The organism is Nitratireductor arenosus (assembly GCF_009742725.1).
Taxonomy (GTDB): domain Bacteria; phylum Pseudomonadota; class Alphaproteobacteria; order Rhizobiales; family Rhizobiaceae; genus Mangrovimarina; species Mangrovimarina arenosa.
Genome location: NZ_WPHG01000003.1, coordinates 113,124 through 126,995 on the forward strand (window position 1 = coordinate 113,124; position 13,872 = coordinate 126,995).

Sequence of the window (13,872 nt, forward strand, 5' to 3'; positions counted from 1 at the left end):
GCCCAAACCGTTGCAGCGCGGCCGGGGCCTTGCCAAGCGGCCGGCCTATCGCCGATGATCGGCACGAGCCGGCGCGGTGGACGGACAATCTCCCGTCCGCGCCGGCCCGTTTTCGTCACGGCGGCGCGCTGCCCGCCCCTCTGTTCGGTCTCGACACGGTGATGCCAGGATGACGCCGCCTCTTGCCGATCCGCGCGGGTTTCTCGCCGGCCTGTTTGCGACCGCCGTCGAGGCCGCCGATCCGCTGGCGGCGCTGCGCAACCACCTTCCGCAACGCCCAGCCGGCCGCACCGTCGTGGTCGGCGCCGGCAAGGCGGCGAGCCAGATGGCGGCCGCCTTCGAGCGCCTGTGGGACGCAGAGCTCACCGGGGTCGTAGTCGCGCGCGCCGGCCCGGTTGAGGCCTGCGAGCGGATCGAAGTGCTGCAGGCGTCCCACCCCGTGCCAGACGAGAACGGGCTTGCCGCCTCGGCGCGGCTGCTTGAAACGGTCGGCGGGCTGACCGGCGACGATCTGGTCGTGGCGCTTATCTCGGGCGGCGGGTCGGCCCTGCTCGCCGCGCCGGCCGAAGGCCTGACGCTTGCCGATGAGATTGCGGTCAACCGCGCGCTGCTTTCCTCGGGCGCGCCGATTTCGGTCATGAACGTGGTGCGCAAGCACATCTCGCGCATCAAGGGCGGGCGGCTGGCCGCCGCAGCAGCGCCGGCGCGGGTAGCAAGCCTGATCGTTTCGGACGTGCCGGGCGACGATCCGGCGCTGGTCGCCTCCGGGCCGACCGTTCCCGACTCCGCCACCGCCGAGGAAGCGCTTGCGATCGTGCGCGACTATCGCATCGAGCTGCCCGAGCGCGTTCTCGCCCATATCCGCTCCGCCGGGTCGAGAGCGCCGTCGCCCACAGATCCCGCCTTCCGCGACAATGTGGTCGAGGTGGTCGCCTCGGCGCGGCTGTCGCTCGACCGCGCGGCCAGGGCGGCGCGCGCGGCCGGCGTGGAAACCACGATCCTGTCCGACCGCATCGAGGGCGAGGCGCGCGAGATCGGCCGCATGCATGCCGCGCTTGCGCTCGAGCGCGCGCGTCAAGGCAGCACCGATGGTCGGCCGGTGCTGCTGCTTTCGGGCGGCGAGACCACCGTCACCATCGGCGACGGCACGTATGGCAAGGGCGGCCGCAACACGGAATTTTTGCTTTCCTTCGCGCTCGACATTGACGGGGTCGAGAACGTTCACGCGCTCAGCGCTGACACGGACGGCATTGACGGCTCGCAAGACAATGCCGGCGCATTTTGCGACGGTACGACGGCGGCCCGCATCCGCGCGGCGGGCGGCGACCCGCGCCGTTTGCTGCTCGCCCACGATGCCTGGTCGGCCTTCGATCTTGCAGGGGATCTGTTCGTGCCGGGGCCGACCGGCACAAACGTCAACGATTTCCGCGCCATTCTCGTCAGGTGAGAGCGGCAGCCTCGCGTCTTAGAGCGCTTCCACGCGAACCGCCTACCTCTCCGCCTGAAAACGCGCGAATGGCGGTGCGGCTCTATTCGCGCCAGGACGGATCGCGGGCGTCGAGGGTCGATTTCAGGTAGTCGAAATGGCGTTGCCCCATGCCGCGATAGGCGGCCCAGCCCGCCGCGGTCGCGCGCGCAACGTCATCCGACAGCACCGAAAGCGACTGGCCGGTGGAGCGCGCCAGCACCAGCGTTTGGGCGGCCTTTTCAAAAAAATACAGATCCTCGAACGCGTCGGCGACCGTCTCGCCGGCGATCGACACGCCGTGATTGGCCATGACGAGCACGGTATTGCCCTTCATCGCCTCGGCCAGGCGCAGGCCTTCCTCGGCCGCATCGGCAATGCCGCCGAAGGCGAGGTCGTACCCGATGCGCCCGAAGAACCGGGCGGTGTTGTTGTCGAGGGGCAACAGCGTCGGGTCCTTCAGACAGGCCAGCGCCACGGCATGGGGCGCGTGGCAATGCAGGATCACCCGCGCCTGCGGCAGCATCCGGTGCATGGCGCCGTGGATGGTCCAGGCCGACGGGTCGGGTGCGTCGGGCCGTTCCATCACGCCCGGATCGTCGGCGTCGAGCAGGATGAGGTCGCTGGCCCTGATCGTGGCGAAATGCTGCCAGCGCGGATTGAGCAGGAAGCGCCGCCCGTCCGGCGACACGGCGGCGCTGAAATGATTGCCCACCGATTCGCTCCATCCGAAATGGTGGCAAAGCCGGAAGGCGGCGGCCATGTCGCGGCGCAGGGCGACGACCTCGTCGGTTGGGTCCGGAACGGCTTTCAGGCCGCGTGTCATCATGTCTTGAACCGTCCTTCGCCGACCAGCGCGCGATAGGTCGAGCGCATCTCGGCGCGGTCGGTGTAGCAGCCGCGCAAATAACGCTCGCCGCTGGTTGCCGAATAGGCGGCGCGGCCATGCACGATGCGGTGATTGTCGAAGGTGATGCATTCGCCCGGCTTGATCCGGAAATTCATCACGTAGCGTGGGTCCTGCAGCATTTTCCCGAACCGGCAGAAGGCCGGATAATAGTCGTCGAGCAGGCCTTGCGGCAGGTCGAACATGTCGGCTAGGTGCTGGCTGATCGTCAGGCCGCTGACCTCGTTTTTGTCGTCCAGCTCGATCACCCTTTGGCGCGCGCGCATGTCGTAGCCGTCATGTTCGCAGTAAAACGGGATATCGATACTGGACAGGAGGCGGAAGCCTTCGGGATCGATCGCGCGAAAGTCATTGGCCACCGCCACGCCGTCGGCGAACAGGTTGCCGCCGCCTTCGACAGAATTGGCGCGGCAATGCAGGAACTGGACCCCTGGCGCGACCTCCTCGGCCGGCGTATCGGTGTGCAGTTCCAACGCCTTGGCCGTATAGGCAAGGTTCGTCGGCTTTATATGGGTGCGCACGTCGAAATAGCTGCCCCAGAAGGTCGGGCGAACCTGACCGATCAGTTGGGCGGTCTCGGTCAGTCCCGCGTCGCTGTCCGGCATGTCGGCGACCAGCGCGACCCCATCCACGATCATCGCCTCGATCCAGGCGGACACTTTTCCACGGTCGGCAAGCAGCTCGGGTTGCGAGAAACGCGCCATCCGCGGGTAGTGGTCGGCGTACCAGGCCTGCCGCGGCAGGTCGGCCGGATCGGGGCGCCGGTTCCCGTCCGCGTAAAGGGCGAGCGTCGCCACCGGCATCCGCGTCACATGGTCCTCGCCCTGCCAGCGCACCATCAGCGCATCGCCGTCGAATGCGGCCGTTTCGGCGCGCGGCGGCTGGTCGAGATGGAAGATGTCGAACACCCGCTCGCGCGTTGCCGGATCGAACGATGTGGGGCAATTGTCGCGCAGCCAGTAATAGTTGAAATAGGCTTGCTGGCCGTCGGCAAGGATGACATGCAGCCCCTTTTCCGACAGGCTGACGGCTGGGGTCGCGGTCTGCATGACGTTCATCGCATTGTCCTTAACTTAAGAACGGTGTTGGCTTGTGGTAACGCCAGCATCGCTCTACTCTCTCGGCAAAGAAAAGGCGGATAAAACTGATCTCAACTTAAGTCGGGTATTAAGTCATGTATCGCTTGCCGCCGCTTCGTCTGCTGACGGCCTTCGACCTCGTCGCCCGGCTCGGCTCGATGCGCCATGCGGCAGCGCGGCTCAACGTGTCGCAGCCGGCCGTCACCCAGGCGCTGAAGGCGCTCGAGGACCATGTCGGAACCGCGTTGCTGGATCGGGGCACCCGCCCGGCGCGCCTGACGGAGGCGGGCCAGCAACTCGCCCGCGCAACCGGCGAAGGGCTCGGCATGATTGCCGCCGCCATCGCCGATCTCCGCGCCTCCGCCGATATCCAGCACCAGCGGATTACCGTCGCCTGCACGCTCGGCATGGCGACCTACTGGCTGATGCCGCGGCTGCCGGATTTTTATGCGGCTCATCCCGAGCTGCTGGTCAACGTGCAGGCGCCGCCGACCGATCTCCCGGCGGTCTCCGCAGGCATCGATGTCGCGCTGCGCTACGGCTGGGGCGGGTGGACGGACGGAGAGACGCAAAAACTGTTCGACGAACTCGTCTGCCCGGTCGGCCATCCCGTGCTCATGAAGCGGCTGCTGGGGTCCGGCACCGGCCTGGAGGGCGCGCCGCTCATCCACGTGCGCAACGCCGAGACGCGGCATTGGGCCGACTGGCCGGACTATCTGGCGCGGCGCGGCGCCGGCCGGCATACCGGTTCCAGCCAGATCTTCGACAATTACGTCCAGGCCGTGCAGGCTGCCGTTGGCGGCAGCGGTCTGGTGCTCGGCTGGCGCTCGATCACCCAGGGACTGGTCGACGAGGGGGCGCTTGTCGCCTGGCCCGACGCCGGCGTTGACCTTGGCTCGGGCTATTACGCCACGCTGTCGCCGGGCGGTGCTGCCAAGCCGGCCGCGCGCGTTTTCGCCGCCTGGCTCAGGACGGTCCACGCGCGGGAGGCTTCGAGGGAGGTCGCGCGCGCCGTCCTCGATCGCAGCGGCAAACACAGCTGAGCCCGCCCTCCCGCTTTGTTGCCGCGGGAGGGCGGGCCCGGTTGGTCGTCACCGGCCCGGCCGGCGGCGTTCAGCCATCGGTATTAAAGCTTGCAGTCCTTGGCGTAAGCGTCCTGGTGATCCTCGAAGGCGACGCCGACCACCTCGTTGGTGAGGTCGCCGTCATCCGACTTGACGACCTTGCGCACATAGATGTCCTGGATCGGATGATTGTTCGACCCGAACCGGAAATCGCCCCGCGTGGAGGCGAAATCGGCCGCCTTCAGGGCCGCGCGGAACGCATCCTTGTCCTTCACGTCCGCCTTGGCCGCCGCCGACAGGATCAGCTTGGCGGTGTCGTAGCCCTGGCTGGCGAAGATCGAGGGAATGCGGCCATATTTGGCCTTGAAGGCCTCCACGAACGCCTTGTTGGCGTCGTTGTCGAGATCCGGCGACCATTGCGCGGTGTTGAACACGCCGAGTGCGGACTCGCCGATCGCGCCCAGCACGTCCTGGTCCATCGCGAAACCCGGCGCCATCACGGGAATGTCGACCGCCGACTGGGCGTATTGCTTCATGAAGGCAATCCCCATGCCGCCCGGCAGGAAGAAATAGACCGCGTCGGCGCCCGAGGCCCGGATCTGGGCGATCTCGGAGGCGTAGTCGCTCTGGCCGAGCTTGGTGTAGAGCTCACCCGCCAGTTCGCCCTCGTAGAAGCGCTTGAAGCCGGTCAGCGCATCGGTGCCGGCCGGATAGTTCGGCGCCAGGATGAAGGTCTTTTTGTAGCCCGACGTGTTGGCGTGCTTGCCCATTGCCTCGTGCAGGTTGTCGTTCTGCCAGGCGGCGTTGAAATAGTTCTCGTTGCACAGCTTGCCGGCCAGCGCCGAGGGGCCGGCATTGAGCGAGACGTAAAACAGGCCCTGATTGACCGCGCCCGGCACGACGGCCATCGCGAGGTTCGACCAGATGATGCCGGTCAAAACGTCGACCTTGTCGCTCTGGATCATCTTGTCGGCGATCTGCACGGCAAGGTCGGGCTTCATGGCGTCGTCCTCGATGACGACCTCGATGTCCTTGTTGCCGGTTTCCTCGATCGCCAGCATGAAGCCGTCGCGGGCGCCGATTCCGAGGCCGGAGCCGCCGCCCGACAAGGTAGTGATCATGCCGATCTTGAGCGGCTCGGCAAAGGCCGCCGTACTTGCCAGTGAGACGCCCAGAAGCGCCGCGATTGCAGTGATCTTCTTCATGCCATTCCTCCCAAAAATGGTGTGTGGTCATCATTGCCGGCCGCGCCGGGGGTCAGTCCTCGTGTCGTTGCGCCGACATCAGCCTGCTGCCGTGGTCGTAGACCCCGGTCAGCAGTCCGAGCGCCCTGGTCAAGGCTTCGAGATGTTGGTCGCCGTCGCTGAGTTCGCCCACCGAAGCGGTCAGATATTCGCGCCGCATGGCGACCAGCCGGGCCGAGATGCGCGCGCCCTCGGCGGTGACCTCGTAGGCCGTGCCGCGCTTCGAGGCGCCCCGGACCTGGCGCGCGAGACCCGCCTTCATCAGCTTGCGCAGCGAATATTGGACGTTGGAGGCGTCGTCGCGATTGGCGAAGCGCAGCAGGTCGCCGACCTTGCGCGGCGAACCTGCGACCACGAGCTGCTGCAGGATGACGCAATCCTGGCCGGTGAGATTGTTGTCGCGCGCCGCTGGGCCGAGCAACGAACTGGCAAAACGATAAAACGCCTCGGCCGCGCAGATCAGCGCTTGTTCGAAGGCGGTGATGGCCGCCTCGCGGCTCGTCGCAGACAAATGCGGCGCGATCCGAAGCGCTGACGCGCCCTCGGTCATGTGAGGATTATCACTGGATTTGACCGATGGTTTCAATGTAATTTCACCATTAAATTCACGATTGATTATGCCGATCGCGCAGGAAAGGTCAATGGCGATGTCGATGGTTCTCTACGAACTCGTGGGCCGGGACGGTCTGCGATACAGCCAATTCTCCTGGCGCTCGCGTCTCGCCTTGGCGCATAAGGGGCTGGACGCTTCTTTCTGCCCGGTCGCCGTCAGCGACAAGGCCGCGCTCGCTTTCAGCGGCCAGGACAAGGTGCCGGTCCTGGTCGACGGCGCGCGCGTCGTCCCCGATTCCTGGGCGATCGCCACCTATCTCGAAGAGCACTATCCCGACCGGCCGTCGCTGTTCGGCGACGCGACCGCGCGGGCGTTGGCGGCGTTCGCTGCGCAATGGGTCGACCGGCAGGTCGTGCCGGTGCTGGTGCCGCTGCTGGCGATCGATGTGGTCGCGTGCCTGGACGCGGCGGATGCCGCCCATCTGCGCGGCCAGTTCGAGCGCGCTTTCGGCGCCACGCTCGAAGAGCTCGCCGCCGATCGCGAGCGGCGTATCAAGAGCTTCCGGCGGACGATCGCGCCGGCGCGCGCGGTGCTGCGCGCGACGCCGTTCCTGTCGGGCGCGCGGCCGGCTTACGCCGACTATGCGCTGTTCAGCATCTTTCAGTGGGCCAGGCTGGTCAGTCCGTTCGAGCCGCTCGAAGACGGCGATCCGGTCGGCGTGTGGCGCGAGGCGATGCTGGACCTGTTCGACGGTCTCGCCCGCTCCCATCCGTCGTGGCGGGAGCGGGCTGAAGCGGACTGAAGGCTGGGGCCGCGCCTCACACCCGATCGTTGCCGTCCCAGGCCATGCGCGACAGGAAGTCGTCAAGCGGCGTTTCGGCCAGCCGCGAGAAATAGTTGGACAGCGTCTTCATGGCCAGGCCGACCAGCAGTTCGGCCGCCTGTTGCTGGGTGAAGCCCGCATCGAGAAAGGCCTCGATCTCCGCCTTGTCGGCCTTGCCGCGCCGTTCCAGCATATGTTCGGTGAAGCTGCGCAGCGCCTGCAGGCGGGTATCGTTAGCCGGCGAACCGGCTCGTACCGCCTCGATCGCCTCCTTGTCGAGCTTGGCCATGCGCCCGCCCGACGAATGCGCCGCCACGCAGTAGCGGCAGCCGTTGCGGGTGCTTGCCGTCAGCAGTACGAGCTGCTGCTCGGCCGGCGTGAAGGAGGTCCGGGACAGGATCTCCGTTAGCGTCAGATAAGCTTCCAGCACGACCGGCGCGCCGGCCATCTGGCGGTAGAGATTGGGCAGCAGCCCGCCCATCTTCTCCTGCACGCCCGAAAGCTGCGCACCGGCATTGCCCGGCGCGGATGCGGGCTCGAAAAGTTCGTATTGCATTGTCTATCCTTGTTGGGTTTTGGGAGTGATCAGCATTGCCGCCAGCGCGCCGCGCATGACCTTGCGGGTCGGCGTCATCGGCAGATTGGGAAGGATCTCCAGCCTCTCGGGCCATTTATATTTGGCGACGCCGCGCGCCTCGAGCAGCGTGCGGATATCGTCGAGCGTGATCGCCTGGCCGGGCCTTGCTTCCACGCACAGACAGGCGCGCTCGCCCAGGACGGCGTCCGGATAGGCAACCACGGCGCAGTGCAGCACGGCCTGGTGCGTGATCGCGATCAGTTCGACCTCGACGGGGTTGTATTTGACGCCGCCGCGATTGATCAGCTCCTTGGTCCGACCGGTGAGCGTCAGATAGCCGGCCTGGTCGATGCGCGCCAGATCGCCGCTGCGGAACCAGCCATCCGGGGTGAAAGCGCGTTCGGTTTCGGCCGGGTTGTTCAGATAGCCAGCAAAAACCGACGGACCGCGTACTTCGAGTTCCCCTTCCACGCCGGCTGGCGCCGTTTCGCCGGTCTCCGCCACGATCCGCAATTCGGTGCGCGGCGAAACCCGGCCAGCCGTGGCGATACGCGTTTCGAGCGGGTCTTGCGGACGGCCGAACGTGCCGGCCTGCAATTCGCTCATCCCCCAAAGCTGGATGACCGCGCCGTCGTCAAGCAGCGCGTCGACCGCCGCGGCGAGCGGCGGCGGAACGGTCGTGCCCGAAAGGCAAAGCACTTCCACCGAACGCAGATGCGCCTCCGTCAGCGCGCTCTCGGCGACCAGCGGGGCGAAATGCGCCGGCGCGGCAAACACATGGGTCGGCGCGAGCGCCTCCAAGTCCTGGGCGAACGAGGCCGGCTGGAACGCCGGCAGCAGCGTGATCGTCGCCCCGGCAGCCAGCGCCAGGTGGACGGTGAACAGCCCGTAGAGATGCGACAGCGCCGCGACCGACAGGACGCGCGAGTCCGGCCCGATCTCCAGTTCGGCGACGGAGCGGAACGCGTTGCCCAGAAAGGCGCGCGCGCTGTGCGGGACACCTTTCGGCTCGGCCGTGGTGCCGGAGGTGTAAAGCACAAGATAGGTGTCATCGGGGCCGGCCGCGGTTTCGACCCTGAGGGGCTCTGAACGCAGCAGCGCCGCGTAGGACAGTGTCCCGTCGACAGCCCCGCCGACGCCGACGACATGCTCGAGTGTCGGCAGCTCGGCCTTCAGCGCCAGGATGTCGCTTGCCGGCGAGGCCCCGCCGGCGGCCGCGAGCGCAAACACCGCCTTGGCACCGGCATGGCCGATGAGATAGCGCAGTTCCTTGCTGCGATAGGGCATGTGCAGGGTCTGGAAGATTGCCCCGAGCGCTGCCGTGGCCAGGAACGCCGTCACGAATGCCCGGCCATTGGGCAGTTGCGCGGCCACGACGTCGTTCTTGCCGATGCCTGAAGCCGCCAGGCCCGCGGCAAGCCTGGCGACGTCGTCGGCCAGCTCGGCGTAGCTGACGTCGGCGCCGTCGCCGCTGATCGCGACGGCGTCCGGGCGTTCGCGCCGGTGGACCTCCAGCCAGTCCGGCAGCGTCGCCAATTCGGTTGTCGGCATTGATGGACCTCCCTCCTCGTGAACTCGCGGTCAGGCGAGATTGTGCCGTCCGGGCGCGGCCTTCTTTTGCAGGTCGACGAGTTTTTCACGCGTCTTTTCCTGCTCACGGAAGGCCTGCATGGCGCCGGAAAGATATTGTTTCGGCCACATCGCCTCATTACGGGTCCCGTACCAGGCGGCGGCCTGATGGGTGAAGAACGGGTTCCACAGATGCGGCCGCGCCAGCGCGACCAGATCGGCGCGCCTGGTGTGCAGGATGGTGTTGATCTGCGCCGGTTCGGTGATCGCCCCGACCGCCATCGTGGCGATCTTGGGCACGTTGCGGACGGCTTCGGCCAGATGGGTCTGGAACATGCGTCCATAAACGGGCTCCTGATCGGCGACCGTTTGGCCGGCCGACACGTCGATCAGGTCGCAGCCGGCCTCGTGAAAGGCCGTCGCGATGGCGAGAAGATCCGCCTCCGACAGGCCGCCCTCCTTCCAGTCGGTGCCGGACACGCGCACCGACATCGGCCGTTCGGACGGCCAGGCCTCCCGCATGGCCGAAAACACCTCCAGCGGCCAGCGCAGCCGGTTTTCGATCGGCCCGCCATAGGCGTCGCTGCGCGTGTTGGTCAGCGGCGACAGGAAGCTGGCCAGCAGATAGCCGTGCGCGCAATGCAATTCGAGCATGTCGAAACCCGCGCGCGCGGCGCGCCGCGTCGCCGCCACGAACTGGTCGCGGATGCGCTCCATGCCGGTCCGGTCCAATTCGGCCGGCACCGCGTTGACGCCGTCGACGAACGGGATCGGCGAGGCGGAGACGAGCGGCCAGTTGCGGCTTTCCTCGGCGATCGGCACGTCGGCCTTTTGCCAGCCGAGCTGGGTCGAGCCCTTGCGGCCGGCATGGCCGAGCTGCATGCAGATCCTGGCCCCCGAATGGGCATGCACGAAATCGACGATCTCACGCCAGCGTCGCTCGTGTTCGTCGCTCCACAGGCCGGTGCAGCCCTCGGTGATGCGCGCATCCGGCGACGGGCAGGTCATCTCGGTGACGATCAGCCCCATGCCGCCCATCGCGTGCGATCCGTAATGCACCTTGTGCCAGTCGGTCGGGTTGCCCTGGTCGTCGGCGCTGTACTGCGCCATCGCGCTCATCACCACCCGGTTGGACAGTTCCATCTCGCGCAGGCGAAAGCGGGTGAACATCGGCGTCGGCCGGTTGTCGCGCACGTCCTCGCCGGTCTCGCGCCAATGGCGCTCGTACCAGGCGTCGTCGGCGCGCTGCACGAAGCCGGGGTCGCGCAGCAGGAGATTGTCGTAGGTCACCGATTTCGCGCGACACATCACCACCATGGCGAATTGCAGCGGATCGAGATCCCACGACCGGTCCATGTGCTCGAACCAGGCAAGCGAGACGTCGGCATTGTGCTGGGTGATCTGGCAGGGCGTGCGGCGTTCGCGGTCATAGGCCTCGAAGGCGGCCTCGACGCCGTCCCGTTCATGCGCCACCAGCGCGTCCGACAGGGCGATGGCGCATTCCATCGCCAGCTTGGTGCCCGAGCCGATGGAAAAATGCGCCGACGCCTTGGCGTCGCCCAGGATAGCAATCTTGCCGGACCGCCAGGTCTCGCAGAACACGCGCGGAAAGCGGCGCCAGAACGAGCGGTTGAGCAGCAGGGGATGTCCCTCGAGCTCCTCGGCGAAGATGGATTCGAGGCGGCGCCGTGAATCCTCCTCGTCGAACTCGGAAAATCCGTGCCCCTGCCAGCACGCCTCGTCCATCTCGAACACCCAGGTCGAGCGGTCGGGCTGGTACTGGTAGCAATGCGCGCAGATGATGCCGTGTTCGGTCTCGCGGAAGAAATAGTTGAACGCGTCCATCGGGCGCGACGAACCCATCCAGCAGAAGCGGTTCTGCTTGAGCTCGGTCTTTGGCCGGAAATCCTCGGCAAAAGCCTCGCGAATACGCGAATTGATCCCGTCGCTGGCCACGATCACGTCGCTGTCGGCGAAACGTTCGGCGATCGTGTCGGGGTCGATCGTCGTCCCGAAGCTCAGCGCGACGCCCAGTTGCGCGCAGCGTTCCTGCAGGATGCTCAGCAATGTCTGGCGCGACACGCCGCAAAAGCCGTTGCCGCCGATGCGGATTTCCTCGCCTTTGAAATGAATGGCGACGTCCTGCCAGTAGGCGAGTTCCTCGCGCATGCGCTCGAAGACCGGCTTGTCGCGGCTCAGGAATTCGTCGAGCGTCTCGTCGGAAAAGACGACGCCGAAGCCGAACGTGTCGTCGGCCTGGTTCTGCTCGAACACTTCCACCGTCCAGTCCGGACGGGCCTTTTTGGTCAAGAGCGCGAGATAGAGGCCCCCCGGGCCGCCTCCGACGACGGTGATCTTCATGAACGGCGCTCCAGGGCGGTCAGTGTTATTATGTGGGAAAGCACATATCATACACATAATTGCCAATCAAGACGTCGCCGTGGTAACTGGCGTTTGGCGTGGACAGCCGGAAGGGAAACGGGCCTTGGCGACGGACGAGATGGTGGAGACCGATGGCGATGCGCGCGTGCCGCGCCCCGACGAGCCGCTGGTCGACGCGCCGGAATATCTGATCTCCTTCCTGCAACGCCTCAATCGCGATCAGATGGAGACCGCGCTCAGGGCTTCGGGGCTGAAGCTCACCGGCTGGCGCATCCTGTCGTGCCTGGACGAGCGCGGCCCGATGTCGCTGCTGGACCTGGCCGAGCTTTCGGTGATCGAGCGCACGGTAACGAGCCGTCTTGTCGATCGCCTGATCGCCGACGGCCTGGTCAGCAAACAGGCGTTCTCGCACGACAAGCGCATTTCGATCGTGGCGATAACCGGCAAGGGGCGGGACCTGCTGCGGGCGAGCAATCTCGGCGTGCGCAATCTGCGCGCCCAATTGTTCAGGGATTTTTCCGACGACGAATACCGTCAGCTGTGCCGGCTCCTGCAGCGCTTGAAGGCGAACGCGCAGTCGCTGCGGCGCTGACCGGGAACATTGTCCCGAAACACTGGCCGAAACCATGAAAACGGAGCCGTCCGACGTGGGCGAAGCTCGGTTCTCGGTGTTATGGGATTGCTGCAAAGACCGTAGGCGCTGAACGTCACCAAGCGAGGGAAATTCCTACCGCATCCTGGCGATCTACTTGCGCACCCAGCCGGACCCGATCTCGGCCAACAGCATCAGGCCGACGATCACCAGCAGGATCGCCGCGACCCGCGTGCTTTCCAACTGCTGCGTCGTCCCCTTGAGATACCACCCCATGCCGCCGCCGCCGAAGAAGCCGACCACGGTCGCCGCGCGGAAGGCGACGTCCCAAGTGTAGATGGCGATGCCGGTAAAGGCGACGCGCACCTGCGGCAGAACCGCGTATTGGAATACTTGCTGCGGGGCTGGCGCCCGCGGAGCGCATGGCCTCCACTGGCCCCCTGTCAATCGGCTCGAGGTCGCCGGAAAACAGCTTGCCGGCGAAGCCGATGCAAAACACGGTCAGAGCCAGCGTTCCAGCAAGCATGCCGAAACCAAGCAACCTCACGAACAGGATTGTCCAGATCGTCTCGTGGATCGAGCGGCTGCCTATGATGGCGAATCGGCTGAGCGGATAGGCGATGCGTTTGCTGATGGTGATATTGCGCGCCGAATACCGGCTGGCCTGTCTTCAGCTGCGCCGCCATTCCCCCAAGATCGAAGCGTTTATGGGCCCGGTTCCGTAGGCGCAGGCGACGTATCGACGGATGCCAGTTCACCGGCGATGCTCCAGAACGCGCGCACCAGCTTGCCACCCGAGCGTTCGCGCAGGCAGATCAAGGCTTCGTCCATCAGCATCTGCGGGGCATCGATCTCGATCGATGCCAGCGTGCGATCCCTGCCAAACTCGGCTGACGACACGAAGCCGACGCCGCCGCCCGACGCGACGATCTCCCGGACCGCCTCGCGGCCTTCCGCTTCGATCGACGGGCGCAAGGCGATATTCTGCGATGCGGCCATCGCTTCGAGCTTCTGCCGGGTCTTGGATCCACGTTCGCGCAGGATCAGCGAATGCTCGGTCAGTTCGGTGAAGCTCATCTTTTTCCGACCCGCAAGCGGGTGTGCGTTCGCGACGAAGGCGATGATCGGCGTCGAGTTCAGTTTCAGCATGTCGAATTCGCGCCCTTTCGGGATTTCGCCGAGAACGCCGATATCGGCTTCATAGGCGAACAAGCTGGCGATCACCGTCTCCGTATTGCCGGATCGCACCGATATCCGGATGCCGGGATAACGTTCGCGAAAGCGGCCGAGAATCTGCAGCAGATGATGCGCGGCATCGGCGATGATACGCAGCGTGCCGGACCTGAGCGCGCGCGATTCAGACAAAAGATCCAGCGCCTGCTGCTCGGTGTCGAACATCCGATGCGTGATTTCGAGCAACTGCTGTCCGAAGCCCGTCAGCGTCACCTGCTTCTTATGCCGGTTGAAGAGGAGCACGTCATACTCCTCTTCCAGTTTCCGCACTTGGTCGGAGATCGCCGGCTGGGTCAAAAACAGCGCTTCGGCCGCGCGCGAAAATCCGCCGGTAATGGCGACGTAGTGGAAGGCGCGGAGTTGTACATAACGCAAGCGGCGGAG

13 protein-coding genes are annotated in these 13,872 nt (G+C 66.0%); 4 read left to right on the forward strand and 9 right to left on the reverse strand.

Annotation, left to right across the window (positions count from 1 at the left end; all coding sequences use genetic code 11):
* The first annotated feature begins 169 nt into the window (after positions 1-169).
* Positions 170-1,447 (forward strand): glycerate kinase type-2 family protein, encoded by a 1,278-nt coding sequence (locus GN330_RS12530; RefSeq protein ID WP_156713051.1) that lies wholly within the window; start codon positions 170-172, stop codon positions 1,445-1,447.
* 82 nt (positions 1,448-1,529) lie between these two features.
* On the opposite strand, the gene GN330_RS12535 is transcribed toward GN330_RS12530, so the two are convergent.
* Positions 1,530-2,294, reverse strand: a complete 765-nt coding sequence (locus GN330_RS12535) for a class II aldolase/adducin family protein (protein ID WP_197435149.1) — start codon at positions 2,292-2,294, stop codon at positions 1,530-1,532.
* The gene (locus GN330_RS12540) at positions 2,291-3,430 is read right to left on the reverse strand and encodes a TauD/TfdA family dioxygenase (protein ID WP_156713052.1); all 1,140 of its coding nucleotides are present in this window, start codon (positions 3,428-3,430) and stop codon (positions 2,291-2,293) included. The genes GN330_RS12535 and GN330_RS12540 overlap by 4 nt, the downstream gene beginning before the upstream one ends.
* 116 nt (positions 3,431-3,546) lie before the next feature.
* Here GN330_RS12540 and GN330_RS12545 point away from each other — a divergent pair, with 116 nt between their 5' ends.
* Positions 3,547-4,494 carry a LysR substrate-binding domain-containing protein gene (locus tag GN330_RS12545; protein WP_156713053.1) on the forward strand — a complete coding sequence of 316 codons (948 nt, stop codon included), beginning with the start codon at positions 3,547-3,549 and terminating at the stop codon, positions 4,492-4,494.
* Between the two features lie 83 nt (positions 4,495-4,577).
* Here the strand turns inward: GN330_RS12545 and GN330_RS12550 are convergent, their stop codons facing one another.
* Positions 4,578-5,720 (reverse strand): ABC transporter substrate-binding protein, encoded by a 1,143-nt coding sequence (locus tag GN330_RS12550; RefSeq protein WP_156713054.1) that lies wholly within the window; start codon positions 5,718-5,720, stop codon positions 4,578-4,580.
* Between the two features lie 52 nt (positions 5,721-5,772).
* A complete protein-coding gene (locus tag GN330_RS12555) occupies positions 5,773-6,270 on the reverse strand; it encodes a winged helix DNA-binding protein (protein ID WP_197435150.1) in 498 nt (165 codons plus the stop codon).
* A 130-nt stretch (positions 6,271-6,400) separates the two neighbouring features.
* Here GN330_RS12555 and GN330_RS12560 point away from each other — a divergent pair, with 130 nt between their 5' ends.
* Entirely contained in the window at positions 6,401-7,114 is a 714-nt protein-coding gene (locus GN330_RS12560) for a glutathione S-transferase N-terminal domain-containing protein (RefSeq protein WP_343040626.1), read from the forward strand.
* Positions 7,115-7,130: 16 nt separating this feature from the next.
* Here GN330_RS12560 and GN330_RS12565 read toward each other — a convergent pair whose 3' ends face one another.
* Genes GN330_RS12565 through GN330_RS12575 form a run of 3 tightly spaced genes read right to left on the reverse strand, consistent with a single transcriptional unit; the run spans position 7,131 to position 11,642 of the window.
* The gene (locus tag GN330_RS12565) at positions 7,131-7,691 is read right to left on the reverse strand and encodes a carboxymuconolactone decarboxylase family protein (protein WP_156713056.1); all 561 of its coding nucleotides are present in this window, start codon (positions 7,689-7,691) and stop codon (positions 7,131-7,133) included.
* Between the two features lie 3 nt (positions 7,692-7,694).
* Positions 7,695-9,263: a class I adenylate-forming enzyme family protein gene (locus GN330_RS12570; RefSeq protein WP_156713057.1), complete on the reverse strand. Its 1,569-nt coding sequence runs from the start codon at positions 9,261-9,263 to the stop codon at positions 7,695-7,697.
* Between the two features lie 30 nt (positions 9,264-9,293).
* A complete protein-coding gene (locus GN330_RS12575; RefSeq protein WP_156713058.1) occupies positions 9,294-11,642 on the reverse strand; it encodes an oxidoreductase in 2,349 nt (782 codons plus the stop codon).
* A 124-nt stretch (positions 11,643-11,766) separates the two neighbouring features.
* On the opposite strand from GN330_RS12575, the gene GN330_RS12580 reads away from it, so the two are divergent.
* Positions 11,767-12,255: a MarR family winged helix-turn-helix transcriptional regulator gene (locus tag GN330_RS12580; RefSeq protein WP_197435151.1), complete on the forward strand. Its 489-nt coding sequence runs from the start codon at positions 11,767-11,769 to the stop codon at positions 12,253-12,255.
* 153 nt (positions 12,256-12,408) lie between these two features.
* On the opposite strand, the gene GN330_RS12585 is transcribed toward GN330_RS12580, so the two are convergent.
* Together GN330_RS12585 and GN330_RS12590 are read right to left on the reverse strand one after the other, a co-directional pair.
* Positions 12,409-12,621, reverse strand: a complete 213-nt coding sequence (locus tag GN330_RS12585; protein ID WP_156713060.1) for an ABC transporter permease family protein — start codon at positions 12,619-12,621, stop codon at positions 12,409-12,411.
* 339 nt (positions 12,622-12,960) lie between these two features.
* Positions 12,961-13,863: a LysR substrate-binding domain-containing protein gene (locus tag GN330_RS12590; RefSeq protein ID WP_156713061.1), complete on the reverse strand. Its 903-nt coding sequence runs from the start codon at positions 13,861-13,863 to the stop codon at positions 12,961-12,963.
* Positions 13,864-13,872 lie beyond the last annotated feature (9 nt).

Excerpts from the sequence above, each read along its gene's own strand:
- GN330_RS12530 (WP_156713051.1), top strand. The coding sequence starts at position 170 with ATGACGCCGCCTCTTGCCGATCCGCGCGGGTTTCTCGCCGGCCTGTTT.
- GN330_RS12535 (WP_197435149.1), bottom strand. The coding sequence starts at position 2,294 with ATGATGACACGCGGCCTGAAAGCCGTTCCGGACCCAACCGACGAGGTC.
- GN330_RS12540 (WP_156713052.1), bottom strand. The coding sequence starts at position 3,430 with ATGAACGTCATGCAGACCGCGACCCCAGCCGTCAGCCTGTCGGAAAAG.
- GN330_RS12545 (WP_156713053.1), top strand. The coding sequence starts at position 3,547 with ATGTATCGCTTGCCGCCGCTTCGTCTGCTGACGGCCTTCGACCTCGTC.
- GN330_RS12550 (WP_156713054.1), bottom strand. The coding sequence starts at position 5,720 with ATGAAGAAGATCACTGCAATCGCGGCGCTTCTGGGCGTCTCACTGGCA.
- GN330_RS12560 (WP_343040626.1), top strand. The coding sequence starts at position 6,401 with ATGGCGATGTCGATGGTTCTCTACGAACTCGTGGGCCGGGACGGTCTG.
- GN330_RS12565 (WP_156713056.1), bottom strand. The coding sequence starts at position 7,691 with ATGCAATACGAACTTTTCGAGCCCGCATCCGCGCCGGGCAATGCCGGT.
- GN330_RS12570 (WP_156713057.1), bottom strand. The coding sequence starts at position 9,263 with ATGCCGACAACCGAATTGGCGACGCTGCCGGACTGGCTGGAGGTCCAC.
- GN330_RS12575 (WP_156713058.1), bottom strand. The coding sequence starts at position 11,642 with ATGAAGATCACCGTCGTCGGAGGCGGCCCGGGGGGCCTCTATCTCGCG.